This is a genomic window from Vibrio sp. 1151_11 (assembly GCF_029478525.1).
Lineage (GTDB): Bacteria > Pseudomonadota > Gammaproteobacteria > Enterobacterales > Vibrionaceae > Vibrio > Vibrio anguillarum.
Window position 1 is genome coordinate 357,156 of record NZ_SHMN01000001.1, and the last position, 18,686, is coordinate 375,841.

An 18,686-nucleotide genomic window follows, 5' to 3' on the forward strand; every position below is an offset into this window, starting at 1 on the left:
TGTTAATGTAATGTTAATTTTATCTGTTGTTTTTTTCGATTCATTCACGAAGCTGGCAAGATGACATGAAATAAAGTGCTTTTCTTCTACAGTTAGGGTGCTCCTCAGAGGTCTAATCTCTGGTGTGGTAACGGTAGGTTAGATGTATGCCGCGCCTAAACCAGGCACTACAATAAGAAGGAATTTACTTTGAAAAGAACGATTATTATTGCTGCTTTTTGTCTGCTGAGTACCACGGCGCTGGCGGCAACCAGCACTGTGGCGTTAAGTAAGACAGGCTATACCCAAACCCAGTATCCTATTGTGTTAGTTCATGGCTTATTTGGTTTTGATACGCTGGCCGGAGTCGATTATTTCTACAGCATCCCACAATCACTGACGAAAGATGGTGCAAAGGTCTACGTGGCTCAAGTCTCCGCAACCAACAGCTCTGAGCTGAGAGGTGAACAACTATTGCAACAAGTGGAGTCACTTTTAGCCGCCACGGGCGCTCAAAAAGTGAATCTGATTGGTCATAGTCATGGGGCCCCAACCGCTCGTTATGTTGCATCAGTCCGGCCCGATCTTGTGGCGTCTGTGACTAGCATTGGTGGCGTGAATAAAGGCTCAATCGTGGCAGATTTAGTGCGTGGGCACATCAAAGAGGGCTCCATTTCTGAAGCGATTGCCGTCAAAATGGCGCAAGGATTGGCGGGTTTGGTTGGCCTTCTTTCTGGGGGAAGTAACCTAGATCAAGATCCTTTAGCTTCCTTAGAAGCTTTAACTACCCAAGGTTCGCTAGCGTTTAATCAACACTACCCAGAAGGCGTTCCAAGCAGTGAATGTGGTGATGGTGAATTACTGGCTGACAATGGTGTTTATTACTATTCGTGGACAGGATCTTCGACCTTTACCAACCTCCTTGACCCAACTGATGCTGTGATGATGTTGACTGGACTTGCCTTTAATGGCCCTAATGATGGTTTAGTCGGCGTATGCAGTACTCACTTGGGTAAGGTGATCCGCGATGATTACCAAATGAACCACTTAGATGAAATCAACGGCTTGCTTGGGATACACCACCTTTTTGAAACTGATCCCGTTACCTTGTATCGCCAGCACGCTAATCGATTGAAGCTTCAAGGTTTATAACTTCGAGGTTGATAGTTTCGAGGTTGATAGTTTCGAGGTTTATAACTTCAAGTTTTGTAACATCAAACTTTATAAGGATTGGCTATGAAAAAGCCCGCACTATTTGGTTTTATCGTGATCATCTTGGGGAGCATCGGTGCGGTGCTTTTTCTGCAAAAGCCAGTATCATCACAGAGCGCATTACAAACGCCATCTCAACAAGATACGCAGATAGACAGTGCATCGAGTCTTGATTTAATTCACTATTTTATCTCTACATTAGGAGAGAGCTCATTGCCTGAGGTTGAGCAGCGCATTGCCCAGCATGCTGAGCAGGATGAGGGCGTGGTGATCGATCCAATGCTTTTTGAACAGTTTATCCAATACAAACAAGCATTAGCTGAGTTAGAGGTTAATGCTTCCATCGCCAATCTCGATCTTGCTACCTTAGCTGAGATCAATCAGCAGTTACTGAAAATACAAAGTCAATTTTTTAACGTTGATCAGCAAAGTATGTTGTTTGGTGAAGAGAATGCGTTACGAAATTTAGCGTTAGAAAAGCTGCGCATTAAAGCTCAAGCAGTAGATTCATATGATGAGCAGCAGCAGTGGCAAACGTTATTAGCACAGCAGCCAGAATACATTCAGCGTAGTGAACGCAATGTACAACTACTGCCAGCACTCAACGCGAGTCGCCATTTGTCCACGCAAGAGCAATACTTAGCTTGGAACGAGTTGGTTGGCGAACAAGGAGCACAGCGGTTAACGCAGCTTAGTGAACAACGAGAGCAGTTTTCTCAGCATCTCGAAAACTATCTACAACAGCGTTCGGCGGTGCTTGAAAATACGCGCTTGAGCCAAGATGAAAAAAATCAGCAAATTACGCAACTGCGTACCCAAACGTTTGAGGTCAAACAACTCAAACGCGTCGAGGCGTTGGAAAGGTTACGTGATCAATCGCTTTAATTCTGTTTATCCAATAAAGAAGAGCGCGACCGAAGCCGCGCTCAAGTTCTCTAAGAGAAAATAGAATAGGTGGTTACAAATTCACCACAATGGTGTTAGTCACTGTTGCACCTTTGTCATCCATCACTTTAATTTTCACTTCATGTTTTCCAGAGCTTGGGAAAATGGCGGTGAAGAGTTTGCCACGTTTTATTTTTCCATTCGGCAGGGTCCATTCCGTATCGACAATACGCCCATCGCTATCGCTGCTGGTTGACCACATCGTTACCCAGCGTCCAAGGTGGATATATTTAGCACTGGCTTGCGGTAATGCGTTAGGCACTTCAACCTGTATTGTGCGCGTTGTGGTGTTGATTGCGCCTTTATCATCCGTTACGGTTAGGCTTACGGTGTATTGTCCTGCTTTGGTGTAGCTCCAGCTTGGCGCCATTTCACTGCTCATTTGGCCGTTACCAAAATCCCATGCGTAACTGACTAGCTCGCCATCTTCATCATGGCTGTAGTTGAGAGCACTGACAGATAAACCGTCGGTTTTAAGCTCAAAGTTAGCGACAGGAGCTTGGTTTTGTTCGCTGACTTTTGATAAGCGAATTACGCCGTACTCATTGTCTTGGCCTTGGTTGAGGATGTCGATCATCAAGCCAAATTCCGTTAACTTACGCCCAGCATCTGGTACTAATGGTGAGCTGTAATCCGCGCCATCAGAGAAATTACCATTACCGATTAAGCTTGTGTCTTCGAGCACATCACCATCGGCAGCGACTAAACGTAGAGGTGTTTGATCTTGCAATGAGAAGGTTGCATCTCGCACTTGGAAGCGCGTTTGTGCGGCCTCACCGGTTTTTGACCAAACCAATGCGTTTTGATCCGCATCGACGACACCTAACCAACCTTCACCTGGGTGGTTACCTACCCAGTTATCCGTGTAAGATTCATCCACATACCAAACCAGTAGGCCGGGTTCGAAAGTCATCAACTGGCCCATGCGTTTGATATTGGCTAAGCCTTGGTCGACGTCATTGTGGCTACGCCATTGCAGTAAATAATAGTGTGGCGCTTCATGGAAGCCATTGTTGGTGGTGTAACCTTTAAAGGCGAAGGTGGATGTTCCTTCGGCATCATCAATAAGGGTTTGCTGCCCGTCGACCTCTAACTGTAGGTTATCAAGGTAAAGACCTTCCATGGCTAAGCCGCCATCAGTGACATAGTCAAAGCTGAGTGTCACTTCTTGGCCTGCCCACTGGGAGACGTCAAATATCGCATCGACCCAGCCATCCGACTGACCAGCAATAGCAGGTACAAGCCCTGTATTGTACGGGTCATCCATGGTGGTGATGTTACCTGCAATCGCTTTACCATTGATCAGTACGCGTGCAAAGTCGTAGTCTTTTTCAATCTGATACCATGCTTTAAAATTCAGCGTAGCTTGTTCACCTGTAGGGATAGAAAGCTTACGAGACATGCTATTTTTCAGATCATCGCCTCGGTTTGAATAAAAAGCGGACGAACCTTGATAAGGCTTCACTCCATCAACACGTTTCAGTGGTAAATCAATCTTCACCATATTTGGTCGAGCATTGTCAGTGGTTTGGAATAGGGTAAATACGCGAGGATTTTTCTCTAACTCTGCAATCGAAATTTGATCGTCATTGATCCAACGACCACCGACCGCTTTTTGTAAGAACTGTTTAGACCAAGAGCTGAATGCCGTCGGTTGTGTTCCGCCAATTTTTCCGGCCCAACTGCCAGAAGACATGATGGACCAATAGGAAACTGGCTCACCTTTACCTGTGTATTGGGTATCGTATTCGTCAGGCAAACCTAAATCGTGGCCATACTCGTGTGCGCAAACCCCAGCGGCCGCATCAATCGGTTGCATGGTGTAATCAAAGGCGGCATATTGGCCGTTAAAGCGATCTGGAAGCGTACTTTTTGTGCCTTGAAGGACATAAGGTTGGCCGAGATTATAACGGTGGGACCATATGGCGTCAGGTCCAAGCACACCGCCGCCGGCTTCTTCACCAACGGATGCATGGAACACCATCAAGTGATCGATTACGCCGTCCGGTTCGCGGAAGTTGCCATTACCATTGTAATCGTAACGATCTTCAATATCGTAATCGGCCAGATTAATACTAGGGTCTTGCGCCAGTTGGTTCAGTGCTTCGCGCACCAACTCTTGCGCATTCATATCTTTGTCTGTTGTTGCAGAGTTGCCCCCGTAAAACGCGGCGTTTTTAGACGCGCGATACCAACCTGCGGCTTGCCCGGCCACACTGTAGCTTTGCCCAGACTCGCTTTCATAATACTGACGCATCGAGATGAAATTTTCTCCATTAGGGCCTGCATAGCCCGCATCGGAAAAAAGCAGATCTTGATAGTGAGGTGGATTGTAGCTGGCATAGAGCATTTCAGTATGCTCTTTGGTCAGGCGGTTATCGTTCCAAGGTAAATCGGGAAAATCAATTAAAAGCGCTAATACCTTATCGGTGCGTTTGGTGCTGATATCGAGAGCAAAAACGCTGGCTTTTTGCTGGCCTTTTTGTTTTTCAATGGTTTTTAATACCCGTGCGCGTTGCTCAAGAGCTTGCTTACCAAATTGCGCATCGCCGTGGAAGCCCGATTTGATTTTCTGCTCTAAATAACGATCCAAGGCATCGCGCTTGATTGCATCGGTAGCATTGCCATCCACAACACCGTTACGCACTAACATTTCAATGAGTTTATCTTCATTGACTACCCCTAAATCAATCGGGGTGTGCGCATAAGCACTGACGTTAAATAGTGTTACCATTGCTGACGCAAGCAAGGTTTTCCTTATGTGTTTCATCTGCTTTCCTTATTTTTCTTTCTGTATTTATGGTATTAACAATTTCACTGAACTGATTTCCATACGACTGAGCGCTATAGAGAATAAATGGCTTTCATCGCCATAAAATAGAATTCATGGACGCAATGAGTGGCTGGTATATTCTTATCTAGGCAAGTTTTCTGAGTGTTATTCAGTGAAGATTGAACGGGTGATTTAGTCGCTCTTCGGCGGAGAAATACACGCTTCTTCTTGATGAGTTGTCGAATTTAGAGACTTTTCTTTGTGGTGTTTTCTTTGTAGATAAAGGGCAAGTGCTTGTTGTTGCTGTTCTGATGTCAGCCCTTCACATATCACACCTCGTTCGATTAATGAGGCGAGCAACCGTTCATCATCAACTGAAGATTGAGCAAGGCTAATTGATGAGTAACTAATTAATAAAAAATAAATTAAATGTTTCACAGTATATCCATATAATGTGTGAATTATTCGTAACAATCTATATATCAGTCATACGCATAGCAAGTGTAAATAATTGTTGTTTTGAAATAACATCATATTTTAAACATAACTAGTTAACATTTGGTTTGTTTTTAATTGATAAATATGTCGGTTCTTTATTCTTAAATTTAGAATTAATAATTGATGGATTTGTATTTTATTCTTAGTGATGAAGATGAAATTCTTTAGATAAATAAAGTGATAGGTTAGAATTCAATCGAAAGTAAATGTTGGGTCAAAACCAACAATGACTAATAATAGGTTTAGTATTTTTAATAATATGAACTTTGCTAAAAGATGATCTTAGTTCAATAAATAATTCATCATTTAAGCCAGCATTTAAGAGTCATTAACTTGTGGCGTTGATGAGCCAAGTGGCAAAGGTATCGTTGCCTGGACACCTTGCAGCCATTGAGCAAACGTGCTTTATTGAAATCAGTGACTGATTATTTTGGAATGTTTGCATTATGTGCCGCTGGCTCGCCTACCAAGGAACTCCTATCTACCTCGATCAACTGGTTTATCAACCGGAACACTCTCTCGTGCACCAAAGTTTAGAAGCGCGTAAAGCGGTCACCCGTGTCAATGCTGATGGATTTGGATTGGGTTGGTATACCGAACGAACTACCCCCGGGCAGTTTCATGAAGTCTTACCCGCTTGGGGAGATGAAAACCTGCGATCCTTAACGCATCACATACGTTCTCACCGTTTTATGGCGCATGTGCGTTCGTCCACCGGAACGCAGGTTTCCCGTTCTAACTGTCATCCGTTTATTTTGGATAACTGGATGTTTTTACATAACGGGCAAATTGGTGAGTTTGAAAAAGTGAAATTCGCCTTAGAACGGCAGTTACCGGAATCGCTATACGTCAAACGTGTTGGAACAACAGATAGTGAATTGATTTTTTTATTGATGATGAGTAATGGGTTACGCAGTCAGCCAGTACAAGCCATTACGACCACGATTGGTCAAATTGCGCAGGCTTTGGCGGAGAAACAGATAGTCACACCTTTTAAAGCTTCGATTTGTATCTCTGATGGGCAAGATTTTTGGTTAGTGCGTTATAGCTCTGATGGTAATCCGCCGACCGTGTTTAGTAAAAGCGAAGGCGATAATATGGTGGTTGCGTCAGAACCCCTTGACAGTGAAAGTGGTTGGCAAATGATTGAGCCGCAAACCATTACTCATGTGATTGGCACTCAATGTACTGTGTATCCGATCACTTAGTTAGTGGTGGAAAACAATTAGTAATGTATTGATATATAATATCTATTGGTTAATCGATTGCTCTCTCATGAGAGCAATTCTTTTTTGAAGTAAGATCTTGGTTTCTATGCGCCAAGTTTCATTTTATTAATGTGATTCTGATATAAACCGCGACTCATTTATTTCTATGACCTATAGAGAGTCGTTACTATGCGTATTGCTCCTGTTCCATCTATTCATTCCCCTCGTCCCAAACCTAATGCTTTGCTATTGGCATTATCGTTAGCAGGATTACCGTCTTTTTCTTATGCATTAGATGCCTGCCAGTTTAATGATATCACCCAAGCACAAGAGCCCATTTTAGCGATTAAAAATGCACAACCAGACTGTTATAACTCGTGGTTTTATACCGATAGTAAAGCCATCTTGGGTCTATACAGTGAAAAGAATATAGACAGCATTAACCGAGCGCTGGCGTTAGAAATTTCGCAATATCAAGGAACGGAAGCGCAAGCCAAATCTATTGCTAATTTGGGGGAGTTTATCCGTGCTGCGTATTATGTGCGCTATGGTGTAAAACAAGAGTTTGGTGATTATTCGGACCAATTGAGTAATGCGATTGCGGATACGATTAACCAGTTTATGTTATCGCCTTATAGTTTGAGCTTAGGTCGTGAACAAGTGGCGGCCATGTCGAGCTTAACGTTAATGGTCGATAATGTGAAACGCCTACCTTCAACGATGGCGAATTTCATCGTGCTATTGGACGCCTTTAACCCACAAACGGCGCAAGATGTGCAGTTTGTTGATGGTTTAAATAACTTATTTCGATCCATGAGCGGCCATGCTTCGCGTGATGATTTTTATCAAGACATTGAAGCCCATCCAGAATATTTGGAGACACTGTACCGTTTTGCCACTGAGCATGATTGGGCGTTAGGAACCGATGCCGATTTCATTTTGTACAATGCGGTGCGTGAAACGGGGCGCTTACTGGTTAGCCCTTACCCAAACACCAAAACTCGAGTCATTGCGATTTTAGAAAAAGTATTGGAACGTTACCCGCTGGGTGGACGTAGCGATAAACTCTGGATTGCTGCGGTTGAAATGCTTTCTTACTACGCGCCAGAGACATTGGAAGCGCTTAATTTAACGCAAGCTAAGCAGCAACTTGAACAGCGTATCATGCCAAATCGCCATCAATGTGATGGGCCTGCTATTATCCGCTCGCAAGGCTTAACACCTCAGCAAGCAGAGCAAGCGTGTGGCATTTTGAATGAGAAAGAAGCGGATTTCCATACCGTTGCCAACACAGGTTTCACGCCCGTGGCCGATGATCTTAATCAACAAGTGGAAGTGGTGGTATTTGATAGCAACGAAAGTTATGTCAGTTATTCCAACTTCTTGTTTGGCAATACCACTAATAACGGCGGGCAATACCTTGAAGGCAACCCGGCTGATGCCAACAACACAGCGCGCTTTGTCGCTTACCGATATGCGCAGGATGAGGCGTTGTCTATTCTCAATTTAGAGCATGAATATGTGCATTATTTGGACGGACGCTACAATCAATACGGTTCGTTTTCTCTCAATTTAAGTGAAGGCCATATCGTGTGGTGGTTGGAAGGCTTCGCTGAATACATGCACTATAAAAAAGGCTACCAAGCGGCGGTAGACTTAATTGCTGAGAAAAAACTGAGCCTCACGCAAGTGCTAGCCACTACTTATCAAAATGACACCAATCAAATTTATCGCTGGGGCTATTTAGCGGTTCGTTTTATGCTGGAAAACCATCCCAATGAAGTGGATCAACTGCTAGCGCTATCACGTAGTGGCGATTTCAAAGCATGGGCTGAGCAAGTGAAACGGATCGGCAAAAGCCTAGACAGCGAATTTTCAACTTGGTTAGACACTTTGACAACGGACAGTGGTAATCCAGAAGATCCGACTGTGCCACCAATTCAACCAGAAGACACGATGAATCATTTAGCGTTAGGGCAGAGTGTTACCTTGTCGGGTGAGCAGTACAGTGAACAACTCTATTATATTGATGTTCCAGATAATGTCAGTGAATTGTCGATTAATATTAGCGGTGATGGTGACGCCGATCTTTATTTAAGTTATGAAAAAATTGCGCATTATTATGATTATCAAATAACAAATTTTGAACTGCATAGTAATGAAACAATTGCACTAGAAAAACAAGCCAATGGTACCGTTTTACCGGGTCGCTATTATTTTAGTATTACGGGTAGAGAAGCTTACCAGCGTGTTGAATTAAATACGAAAGTAAGTTACGCCATTACCGATAATACGCAAAAGCCTAGTGATGATTTAGCACCTGTTGTTCTCGAAAATCGTCAGCCAATGACGTTGGGTATTCATCAAACTCGCTATGCAGCGATTTATGTACCAGAGGGAATGAGCACTGTCAAAGTTTGGCTCCAGCCTATTGATAAGATGGCAGCCCACAATGTTGATCTTTATGCAGAAAGCGAGCACTGGCCTACATTGACTCATTTTGACCAAGCGTCTAAACGCGCTGATAGCTATGAGTATATTGAACTGCCAGTAACGCAAGCGGGCTATGTCCATTTCATGCTTAATGCACAGCAAGCCAATAGCCAAGTTGAGCTCTATGCAACTTATGAATAATTAATGAATAAAAAGAAGTGTAAAAGCACTTCTTTTTATTAAAATCATATAATTAGCCATAAAAGTAATAGCTATATTAACATTGTGTAATTTAATCTTTACTTAATAATAATTTGATCTTGTGGGAAGAATATAAATTAACACTCTATTTATTTCTTGAAAGAATAGCATTCGGTGATATTGTGTTTTTATGTAGAGTTATTACTCTATGTTGTAATTAAAAATATTAAGGGTTCATTATGAGATATATAACACCCGTTTCATTACTGCTTGTGGCCACTATTATGGGGTGCAACTCAGAAGAAGCGACAACCAGTAGCACCAGCCAATCCAATGCTGATGCGATTGCACAGCAAAAAAGAGCGTTAGCACTGCAACTGAGTGAAAGTTACGCCGAGCTTGAAACCACACTTAAAACTGAAATCAGCGCGCAAAACCTATCCATTTCTGTTTCCACTTTGTTTGAAGAGCAGCCTGATTCCGATTTTAGTCAACAGATGGTTGTAGCGGACGCGCAAATTCGTTCAATGAAAGGCATTGAGGATTTTACTGAGCAATTGCTGCAACTGCGTATTGCCGATGCGTCGATGATTAAAGAGTGGCAAGAAGGGCAAAGCCCGTTGTTTGCTTTTGAGCCCAAAGGTAATGATGCGTCTTGGCAATATATTGAAGCGTTTGATGTGTACGGACAGGTGCATCAACTGGACGTATATCAAATGCCAGATGTACCCGTTTTCGTGGTTGATAGTAATAGCGAAGTGGAATTGCGCGCAGGCTTACAAGCAATGCGTGCACAGATGAACGCATTGGGTCAATCGACCACATTGACCACAGTAGAAAGTGGTAGCGTCGCCGCGCAAGCGATGGTCCGCAGCAGCGATAATAGCGCTGAGCCTATTTCCACCACAGTACTGAAAAAAATTCGTTTAGCGGATGACAAAGAACCGTGGATCTCTGGAGCGGCTGAAATTTATGCGATTGTTACAGGCATCAATCCAAGCCGAGATGAGCCGACCATTGACTTAGTTGAAATGCCTTATTTGGATTACGACAAGCAAGATTACTTCCCAAATCAAGTGATGATCCAATGGTCTCGTTACCGTTGGGGCGCAGCCGATCTTATCTTGATGGAGCAAGATGATGGTACCGACTATAAGGAGCTGGCTAAATTACTCGTCAAAGTAGCGGAAGAAGTGCTGAAGCTTATCCCTGATCCAGAAGTGCAGGCGTATGCGATTATTCCGCAAATCACGGGCAAGATCATTGATGCGATTCCCGATGGTTTACTGGTCAACGACGACGATTATGTCGATGTCTTTTACACCTTGATGCAAGACACCAGCTATGTTGATCATCCTGGAGCGAGTGGTAACGCAGTGGCCACTTTTGAGCCTTTGACGATTAACCCGACACGTCCATAACATTTCTCTCCCCCTAGAAAGCGAGCGCGAATCTCTTATTAGCGCTCGCTTTTTCATCATTCTTGCTGCTTCTGATCATCATGGCTGATTTTGATGTGAATAGGGTTGCTTGAACGACTGTCAACGATTATATTACCCGAACTTAATGCGAATGCTTATCAAAATCTGTCGCAGTTATTTTAAATGGGAACCTATATGAAATCGTTGTTTAGTTTGGCAGCACTTGGCTTGCTTACCTCTTTTACTCTCAGTGCTAAAACCGTTTCTGTGGATCATCAACTCGGTACCACGACGATCGAGCAAAATCCGCAACGTGTGGTTGTCATTGGTTTAGGTGCGTTAGATACGTTAGATCGCTTTGGTATTGAACCTGTCGCGGTATCGAAAGTGACTGAACTGCCGAATTATTTAGCGAAGTACAACAGCGATAAATACGCACCTGCTGGTTCTTTATTTGAGCCTGATTTCGAAACCATTTATATGCAAAAACCAGATGTGATTGTGATTGGGCCGCGCGCAGCAACCAGTTATGACGAGCTATCTAAAATTGCACCCACTATCGTTTTTGCAGCCGATGCAAGCCAAGGCTACTGGCAGAGTACGCAGCAGCAGTGGCGTAATCTAGGCAAAGTATTTGCTATTGAAGACCAAGTGGAAGCCAAAATTGAAGATTTAGATAAGCAGTTTCAAGCGCTTCGTAGCTTTAATCAGAACAACCAAATCGATGCGCTCACAGTGATGAGCTCTGGCGGTAACATTACCGCTTTTGGGCCTGAATCACGTTTCTCGGCGGTGTATAAAGATTTTGGATTCAAAACGACCGTCGATAGCATCAAAGCGACACGCCATGGCGATCTGATCTCTTATGAATTTATTCGCGAACATGATCCTAAAACCTTATTGATCATTGATCGTGATACGTTGGTCAACAAAGGGCAAAGTCACACTCGCCAAGAGTTTGAAAATGACCTGATCAAAGCGACTGCGGCCTACAAAAATAAAAGTATGGCCTTTTTAGACCTTAATGCTTGGTACCTATCCATTTCTGGTGTGACTGCTACAGAGCAGATGATCAGCGACGTTAGAAATGCTGTACACATTCACTAATTTGCCACAAACAAGCTGAGGTTAGCTTTGAAAAAGTTATTGCTTGCTTTGTTGGTAGTCAGCCTATCTTCACTGTTTGTGGGGGTAGGCAATCTATCACTAATGGCATTACTGCAAGGGGATGCCCATACTTGGCAACTGCTCTTTACCAGTCGTTTGCCACGTTTGTTGGCGATTGTTTTAGCCGGGGCAGGGCTCAGTATCGCGGGTCTTATTATGCAGCAAATCAGCCAAAACCGATTTGCCGCGCCTTCTACCTCCGGTACCATTGAATGCGCCATGCTGGGCTATGTGTTGAGCTTAGTTTTTTTTGGCCACGGTGAAAGCTTGTGGCTTATTTTCTCGGTTTCGATTGCGGGCACTTTGCTGTTTGTGCAACTGATTCAGCGCGTGCAGTTTAAAAATGCCATTTTTGTCCCTTTGATCGGCATTATTTTTGGCAATGTGGTGGAATCCGCCGCCTCCTTCATCGCTTACAAATACGATGCGATACAAAACCTTTCTAGCTGGACGGTAGCCAATTTTGCCAATTTGCTGAAAGGGGATTTCGAACTGCTCTATATTGCGATTCCGGTTGCCCTCTTTAGCTATTTGTATGCGGCGCGAATTTCGGCCGTCGGCATGGGTAAAGATTTTGCTGTGAACTTAGGGCTTAACTATCAGCAAGTGCTGGTGATTGGCGTTTGTTTGGTGTCGGTGATGTCTGCGACGGTTGTGATGATTGTCGGTCAACTGCCTTTTTTAGGGTTGATTGTGCCTAATTTAGTCAGCCACTATTACGGTGACAACTTGCGCAAAAATATCCCTCGTACGGCCATTTTCGGTGCGTTATTGGTGCTGCTATGTGATTTGGGCGGTCGTTTGATTATTTTCCCCTATGAAGTGCCGATTTCGATGATCATCAGTATTCTCGGTGGCAGTGTATTTATTGTGTTGCTGTTGCGAGGACAACGCCATGGGTAAGTCTGTATGTGCGAGCATCACTTTGCGTGATCATAGCAAACTGTGGTTACTGGTTTTGGCTTCTCTGCTTTTTGCTGGGTTGTTTATTGGTGTTGGATTGAACGCCGACAACTATCACTATTTTCTTTCTCGTCGTGTACCCAAAGTATTGGCGATGGTGTTAGCGGGTATTGCCATTGCGCAGTCCTCTCTAGCGTTTCAAACCATTACCCACAACCGAATTTTAACGCCCAGCATCATGGGGTTTGATTCACTTTACCTGTTCGTGCAGGTGCTAGTGGTGACTCTTTTTGGTGGCCTAAGTAGCTACGCGCTCAATGCTTATCTCAATTTTTCGTTGTCCGTTGCTGCCATGTTGCTGTTTTCTAGTTTGTTATTCGCTTTTTATTTTCGTAAGCAGCAGAGCAACTTAATGGTGTTGTTGTTATTAGGAGTCATTCTGGGGCAACTGTTTTCCAGCATTTCCTCTTTTTTGATCATGCTGATGGATCCGAATGATTTTTCATCGGTACAGTCCAATATGTCTGCGAGCTTCAACAACGTGAAAGTGGAACTTGTGTATTGGGTAACACCATTACTACTGCTGGTTTGCTTTGGCCTGTTTCGCCTGCATCGCGTGTTGGATGTTTTATGGTTGGATAACGATAACGCGGTCAGTTTAGGGGTGGATGTACGTCGAGTGACGCACCATGTATTGATGCTTAGTGCGGTATTAATTGCTATTTCTACCGCTTTAGTTGGGCCCGTGATGTTCTTTGGCTTATTGGTCACCAACTTAACGCGCGAGTGGTTTCGTTCATACCAACACCGAACCTTATTGATTGGTTGTTCCGCGATGGCGGTGTGTGCATTGCTTTCTGGTCAATGGGTGGTTGAAAAAGTATTCCAGTTTGAAACAACGCTGAGTGTGGTGATCAATTTCATCGGAGGTCTCTATTTTCTCTCCCTCCTTTTACGTAATAAAATGGTTTAATTTCATATGATTCAGCTAGATAAACTGACTAAAGTGTTTGGCCAACAAGCCGTTGTGGATAAGGCCTGTGCGCAGTTTGAAAAAGGCAAAGTCACTTCAATTATTGGCCCTAATGGTGCAGGGAAAAGTACCTTACTGTCGATGGCCAGCCGTTTGGTTAGCCGTGATAGCGGTAAAGTTTGGATTGAAAGCAAAGAGCTGGTTGAATGGGATACTAAAGCGTTGGCTAAAAAGCTATCAGTTCTGCGCCAAGCCAATACTCTGACCATGCGTTTTACCGTGAAAGAACTGGTGGCTTTTGGCCGTTTTCCTTATTCGCAAGGTAAATTAACGGCCAACGATCATGCGATGATTGAGCAATCGATCGAATATCTTGATCTTAAAGCGATAGAAGATAAATACCTCGACGAACTGAGTGGCGGCCAACGCCAGCTGGCCTTTATTGCCATGGTGATCGCCCAAGATACCGATTACATCTTTCTCGATGAACCATTGAACAACCTCGATATCAAACACTCATTGCAGATCATGGCCACTATTCAGCGTTTAGCACATGAGTTGAATAAAGCGGTGGTCGTGGTGATTCACGACATCAATTTTGCATCCTGTTACTCCGATTCCATCATTGCGCTGAAACGAGGCCAAGTAGTAGCAACTGGCACAGTACAAGAGGTGATTCAATCGTCGGTTTTGAGCGATATCTATGAAACGCCGTTCAACGTATTAGAAATAGAAAGCAAGCGTATTTGTATGTATTACACCCATTGATGCGGTTTAACTGCCGGTGTGTGTAACGTTACGAGTACTGAACAGAACGCTTTCGATTCACCGTAAGCCCCCTTTTTACTGCCTAATGTTGTCAACGCAAAATGGTGGAAGCGCAGATGTTTACTGCGCGCTACAGGATGGACTTAAATATTGATATATTTCTCACTTCAAAAGAAATAATAACTTGCCTCAGATCAAGAAAAAATCGTTTGGCATGATGCTGAAACTAAAACAAAGTTGAAAGATTAAAAAATTATTGAATAATGAGGGTCACGTAAACCAAGAAGTTGTATACTTCAACACTTAGTCTAAAACAGGAAACTTACCCCATGTCGAACTCGTTTGTTTTGGTTATTAACTCTGGCAGCTCATCACTGAAGTTTGCGGTGATTGATTCAAATACGGGGGATGCCGTACTGAGTGGTCTAGGTGAATGCTTTGGGCTTGATGATGCCCGTATGAGCTGGAAGTTTAACGGAGAAAAAGCCAATTGTGCGATTCAAGGTGAAGCGAATCACCACCTGTTGGCGGTTGCAAAACTGGTTGAGCTTGTGAAAAGCTACGGCTTGATTGATGACGTCGTTGCAATTGGACACCGCGTAGTACATGGTGGCGAGAAGTTTACTAAGACCGTTAAGTTAGACGAAAGAATTGTCAACGAAGTTGAAGCGCTTAGTGATTTAGCACCGCTACACAATAAAGCACACGCGATTGGTATGCGCGCGGCAATGCTAGCGTTTCCTGAGTTACCGCAGTTTGCTGTTTTTGATACCGCTTTCCACCAAACCATGCCAGCAAAAGCCTACACAGGTGCGATTGCAAAAGAGCTGTACACTGAGTTTGGTATTCGCCGCTATGGTTTCCACGGAACTAGCCACTATTTTGTGAGCCGTGAAGCGGCAAAAATGATCAACAAGCCAGTTGAAGAAAGCAGCTTTATTTCTGTTCACCTTGGTAATGGTGCGTCAGTGTGCGCAATTAAAGATGGCCAGAGTGTCGATACCAGTATGGGTTTTACACCGCTTTCCGGTTTGATGATGGGCACTCGCTGTGGTGACCTTGACCCAGGCATCATTGAATTTCTATTGAAGAAGGGGTGGACACAAGAACAAGTGTTTAATTCATTGAACAAAGCCTCTGGTTTCTTGGGTGTTTCTGGTTTAACCAGCGATGCACGTGGCATTCTCGAAGCCATGGAGCAAGGTCATGAAGGCGCTACATTGGCCTTCCAAGTCTTCACCTACCGTGTGGCGAAATACATCGCGTCATACCTTGCAGCGCTTGATTCGCTCGACGGTATTATTTTCACCGGTGGCATTGGCGAAAATGCATTGCCTATTCGTCGTGAGATTCTACGCAACCTGAAAATTCTTGGTTTTGTGGAAGATGAGCAAGGCAACGAGCAAGCTCGATTCGGTAATGCTGGCATTATCGCAAAATCAGACATGCTAAATGCAGTAGCGCTTGTGGTACCAACTAACGAAGAATTCGTGATCGCTCAACAGTCGGTTGAGTTGCTATAATTACATTTAAAATCAAATGGATAAAAGCGAGCTTAGTGCTCGCTTTTTTTGTACTCATATGTTGGATAGACCATCGCTAAGGATGTGCATGGCGACACACACATGGCTTACTAAATTGCCTTATACAATTCATTTTTGTGCCCTTAAATCAACAAGGTTCGTGTTGACTTGTTTATGCCCCGAAACAAGCTAACGCAATTACTCTAAAGATCGGCTTTGAACGACAAGCAGACACTAGTAGATAGTAAACTCACAGGGTATGCTACCTTGCAAAGTCTTGCTGATAAATGATACCTACAGGTAAATATGCGAAATTTTCTTGTCTTATTAATTACGATTCTTGCTTGTAAGTCATTCACAGCTACAAATAAGGAACCTAGGGGTATAAAATGGCACGTAGAATGCTAATTTGATGTAGGTTATCATCACCTGAACACCTCCGCTTTAATTGTTTTTTGGCGAATTTATTGTGTGCTTAAATATTCAGTTAATGTTTGGTTATAGATAAATACTTAGGTACAACCAATTATGCTTGACGCTTTCCTAGAGCAGTTACAAAAAAATGACTTTACTCGACACGAAGTAGAACAACTAAAGCAATCTGCAAAGCTTTGTTCTTTGCCTAGTCGGCATATTTTTCACCATCAAGGGGAAGTTGCAAAAGAGATTTTCTTTCTATTAGAAGGAATATGTCACGCTGTTTATTTTACTGATAAGGGCAAAGAGTTTAGCAAACAGTTTTATTGGGAAAATGACTGGATCATTGGTTTTGAAAGCCTAGTTAACCAAACGCCATCACCATACCAACTTGAATCACTTACCCCTTGCTCGATTATGTCTCTCCCTATCGAAACATTAAGAACATGGCGTAAGAATAAATATAGTATTTATCTCAAGCTATTGGAAATACAACTGATGTATAAAGAAAACAAAGAACGTTTTATGTTGCTTTATACTCCAGAAGAACGCTATCAACAGTTCTGTAACAGTTATCCTAACTTGTTAGAGCGCCTCACCGATTATCAAATTGCAGCTTATCTTGGCATTACACCGATCAGCCTGAGTCGTATCAAAAAACGCAATCCAACTTAACAATTGTTAATGTCTAGACTTATTCACCTTGCTACATTTCGGATATCACTATGTGTAAGGCTGAATTAAAATGATTACTTGGCAACTCCATCCGTTTCTCCAATTAACAACAATGCAACTATATCAACTGCTAAAACTCAGAGTGGACGTGTTTGTTGTCGAGCAAGAATGTCCCTATCCTGAGTTGGATGGTAAAGATCACCAAGAAGGTGTTTACCACTTACTGGGTTATCAAGGTGGCAAGTTAATAACCTGCGCACGCTTAATGTCAAAGGGGGTTAGTTATCCATCCGTCAGTATTGGTCGTGTTGCTATTTCAAAAAATTCTCGTGGAGGGGGCATAGGGCATCAACTGGTACAAGAGGCTCTATGTGCATGTGACAAGTTGTGGCCCAGAGAGTCAATCGAAATTGGCGCTCAAGAACACCTATCAGAATTCTACCAAAACCATGGATTTATGCCGACTTCTGTAATGTATTTGGAGGATGACATCCCACATATCGATATGAAGTTGGAAAAATAACAGTGTCTTTTCCTGTGGTAAACCTCGCGATTATCTTTCTCATATTAGGTAATCTTGCTGCTTCACTATCTGATGTCGCAGTTAAGTTACTTAATGGGGAGGTATCAGCCTTTCAGTACATTTTTATACGGCAATTATTTTCTACTTTAGTTATTTATCCTTTATGGTTAAAGCAGTCCAAGCAAAAGCGAAAACTGTATAGCGTTAAACTCAATCTATTTAGGGCACATCTAATTATAATAGGCAGCGGTTGCATGGTAATTGCAATCACTCACTTAACTTTAGCTACGGCTAATGCGATTTTTCATGCTGCGCCACTAATGATGCTTCCATTATCGATTTTACTTCTCCAAGAGAAACTAACGATTAAGAGCAGTGTATTATCTCTTATAGGGTTTTCAGGAGTGATTGTGGTTTTAAGACCATCAGAATTTGAATTGGCGGTAGTCTTCGCCCTTGTTACTACATTTACAATTGCCTTGTTCAACCTTACCGCGAAAAAATTACCAACGGAGCAAACTGTTGTCAGCACGCTTTTTTGGACATCATTACTTTCACTACCGATCTCTGGCTGCCTAGCTATATTCCATTGGGTGCCTCTTTCGACCACGAATCTGCTGTTCATTTTGGCAAGTGCAACTTTGGTTCTTACTTACAACGGATTAGCTGTTGCTTCGTATCAACGAGCACCTGCTAATTCTATTGCCCTAGCAGAGAACTCAGGACTGGTATTTGTCACCTTATTTGGTGTTACTTTATTCAATGAAGTGCCAGACTTTTTTACCATATTAGGGATATTGATGATCATACTACCTTTATTACCTTGGAAAATGTTGTTACAAGTAAATCGGTTGAATCAACCGTCCGAATAAACCCAAAAGGCATAGGCGAAAGTGAATTAGAAAATATATTGATGACATCTACCATGAATATAAACCCAACCAATGAAGAGCTGGTAATTGCTCGTGAATGTGTAGAGCGTATTTGACCGTAAGTCTTGCAGCCAATAAAAAGCCCGAGCGTTTAAACTCGGTTTTTTTATTGGCTACGGTTTATTGAATTTGAAG

15 protein-coding genes are annotated in these 18,686 nt (G+C 43.0%); 13 read left to right on the top strand and 2 right to left on the bottom strand.

Annotated features, from left to right (window positions below; translation table 11 throughout):
- The first annotated feature begins 189 nt into the window (after positions 1-189).
- Positions 190-1,131 carry a triacylglycerol lipase gene (locus EXZ60_RS01415; RefSeq protein WP_277435156.1) on the top strand — a complete coding sequence of 314 codons (942 nt, stop codon included), beginning with the start codon at positions 190-192 and terminating at the stop codon, positions 1,129-1,131.
- Between the two features lie 84 nt (positions 1,132-1,215).
- Positions 1,216-2,076 carry a lipase secretion chaperone gene (locus EXZ60_RS01420; RefSeq protein ID WP_277435157.1) on the top strand — a complete coding sequence of 287 codons (861 nt, stop codon included), beginning with the start codon at positions 1,216-1,218 and terminating at the stop codon, positions 2,074-2,076.
- Between the two features lie 73 nt (positions 2,077-2,149).
- Here the strand turns inward: EXZ60_RS01420 and EXZ60_RS01425 are convergent, their stop codons facing one another.
- Both EXZ60_RS01425 and EXZ60_RS01430 read right to left on the bottom strand, forming a co-directional pair.
- On the bottom strand, positions 2,150-4,906 hold the full coding sequence (locus EXZ60_RS01425; RefSeq protein ID WP_277435158.1) for an immune inhibitor A domain-containing protein: 2,757 nt from the start codon (positions 4,904-4,906) through the stop codon (positions 2,150-2,152).
- A gap of 195 nt (positions 4,907-5,101) precedes the next feature.
- Entirely contained in the window at positions 5,102-5,347 is a 246-nt protein-coding gene (locus EXZ60_RS01430; RefSeq protein ID WP_017043657.1) for a hypothetical protein, read from the bottom strand.
- A gap of 506 nt (positions 5,348-5,853) precedes the next feature.
- Here EXZ60_RS01430 and EXZ60_RS01435 point away from each other — a divergent pair.
- From EXZ60_RS01435 to EXZ60_RS01485, 11 genes are all read left to right on the top strand, one after another.
- Entirely contained in the window at positions 5,854-6,615 is a 762-nt protein-coding gene (locus EXZ60_RS01435) for a class II glutamine amidotransferase (RefSeq protein WP_258428840.1), read from the top strand.
- Between the two features lie 189 nt (positions 6,616-6,804).
- Positions 6,805-9,249, top strand: a complete 2,445-nt coding sequence (locus EXZ60_RS01440) for a M9 family metallopeptidase (protein WP_277435159.1) — start codon at positions 6,805-6,807, stop codon at positions 9,247-9,249.
- 239 nt (positions 9,250-9,488) lie between these two features.
- Positions 9,489-10,670 carry a DUF3103 domain-containing protein gene (locus tag EXZ60_RS01445; RefSeq protein WP_170900897.1) on the top strand — a complete coding sequence of 394 codons (1,182 nt, stop codon included), beginning with the start codon at positions 9,489-9,491 and terminating at the stop codon, positions 10,668-10,670.
- A 195-nt stretch (positions 10,671-10,865) separates the two neighbouring features.
- Positions 10,866-11,777, top strand: coding sequence for a siderophore ABC transporter substrate-binding protein (locus EXZ60_RS01450; RefSeq protein ID WP_069212134.1), 912 nt, complete (start codon positions 10,866-10,868; stop codon positions 11,775-11,777).
- A gap of 27 nt (positions 11,778-11,804) precedes the next feature.
- Positions 11,805-12,740, top strand: coding sequence for an iron chelate uptake ABC transporter permease subunit VctD (vctD, locus tag EXZ60_RS01455; RefSeq protein ID WP_277435160.1), 936 nt, complete (start codon positions 11,805-11,807; stop codon positions 12,738-12,740).
- 22 nt (positions 12,741-12,762) lie between these two features.
- Entirely contained in the window at positions 12,763-13,713 is a 951-nt protein-coding gene (vctG, locus tag EXZ60_RS01460) for an iron chelate uptake ABC transporter permease subunit VctG (RefSeq protein WP_277435200.1), read from the top strand.
- Positions 13,714-13,719: 6 nt separating this feature from the next.
- Entirely contained in the window at positions 13,720-14,481 is a 762-nt protein-coding gene (vctC, locus tag EXZ60_RS01465; RefSeq protein ID WP_013868453.1) for an iron chelate ABC transporter ATP-binding protein VctC, read from the top strand.
- 329 nt (positions 14,482-14,810) lie between these two features.
- A complete protein-coding gene (locus EXZ60_RS01470) occupies positions 14,811-16,004 on the top strand; it encodes an acetate/propionate family kinase (protein ID WP_115340049.1) in 1,194 nt (397 codons plus the stop codon).
- A 528-nt stretch (positions 16,005-16,532) separates the two neighbouring features.
- The gene (locus EXZ60_RS01475; protein WP_194568242.1) at positions 16,533-17,096 is read left to right on the top strand and encodes a Crp/Fnr family transcriptional regulator; all 564 of its coding nucleotides are present in this window, start codon (positions 16,533-16,535) and stop codon (positions 17,094-17,096) included.
- Between the two features lie 70 nt (positions 17,097-17,166).
- The gene (locus EXZ60_RS01480) at positions 17,167-17,619 is read left to right on the top strand and encodes a GNAT family N-acetyltransferase (RefSeq protein WP_277435161.1); all 453 of its coding nucleotides are present in this window, start codon (positions 17,167-17,169) and stop codon (positions 17,617-17,619) included.
- Between the two features lie 2 nt (positions 17,620-17,621).
- Positions 17,622-18,491 (top strand): DMT family transporter, encoded by an 870-nt coding sequence (locus EXZ60_RS01485; RefSeq protein WP_194568238.1) that lies wholly within the window; start codon positions 17,622-17,624, stop codon positions 18,489-18,491.
- The last annotated feature ends 195 nt before the right edge of the window (positions 18,492-18,686 follow it).

Excerpts from the sequence above, each read along its gene's own strand:
- EXZ60_RS01480 (WP_277435161.1), top strand. The coding sequence starts at position 17,167 with ATGATTACTTGGCAACTCCATCCGTTTCTCCAATTAACAACAATGCAA.
- EXZ60_RS01420 (WP_277435157.1), top strand. The coding sequence starts at position 1,216 with ATGAAAAAGCCCGCACTATTTGGTTTTATCGTGATCATCTTGGGGAGC.
- EXZ60_RS01435 (WP_258428840.1), top strand. The coding sequence starts at position 5,854 with ATGTGCCGCTGGCTCGCCTACCAAGGAACTCCTATCTACCTCGATCAA.
- EXZ60_RS01425 (WP_277435158.1), bottom strand. The coding sequence starts at position 4,906 with ATGAAACACATAAGGAAAACCTTGCTTGCGTCAGCAATGGTAACACTA.
- vctC (WP_013868453.1), top strand. The coding sequence starts at position 13,720 with ATGATTCAGCTAGATAAACTGACTAAAGTGTTTGGCCAACAAGCCGTT.
- EXZ60_RS01445 (WP_170900897.1), top strand. The coding sequence starts at position 9,489 with ATGAGATATATAACACCCGTTTCATTACTGCTTGTGGCCACTATTATG.
- EXZ60_RS01470 (WP_115340049.1), top strand. The coding sequence starts at position 14,811 with ATGTCGAACTCGTTTGTTTTGGTTATTAACTCTGGCAGCTCATCACTG.
- EXZ60_RS01440 (WP_277435159.1), top strand. The coding sequence starts at position 6,805 with ATGCGTATTGCTCCTGTTCCATCTATTCATTCCCCTCGTCCCAAACCT.
- EXZ60_RS01475 (WP_194568242.1), top strand. The coding sequence starts at position 16,533 with ATGCTTGACGCTTTCCTAGAGCAGTTACAAAAAAATGACTTTACTCGA.
- EXZ60_RS01450 (WP_069212134.1), top strand. The coding sequence starts at position 10,866 with ATGAAATCGTTGTTTAGTTTGGCAGCACTTGGCTTGCTTACCTCTTTT.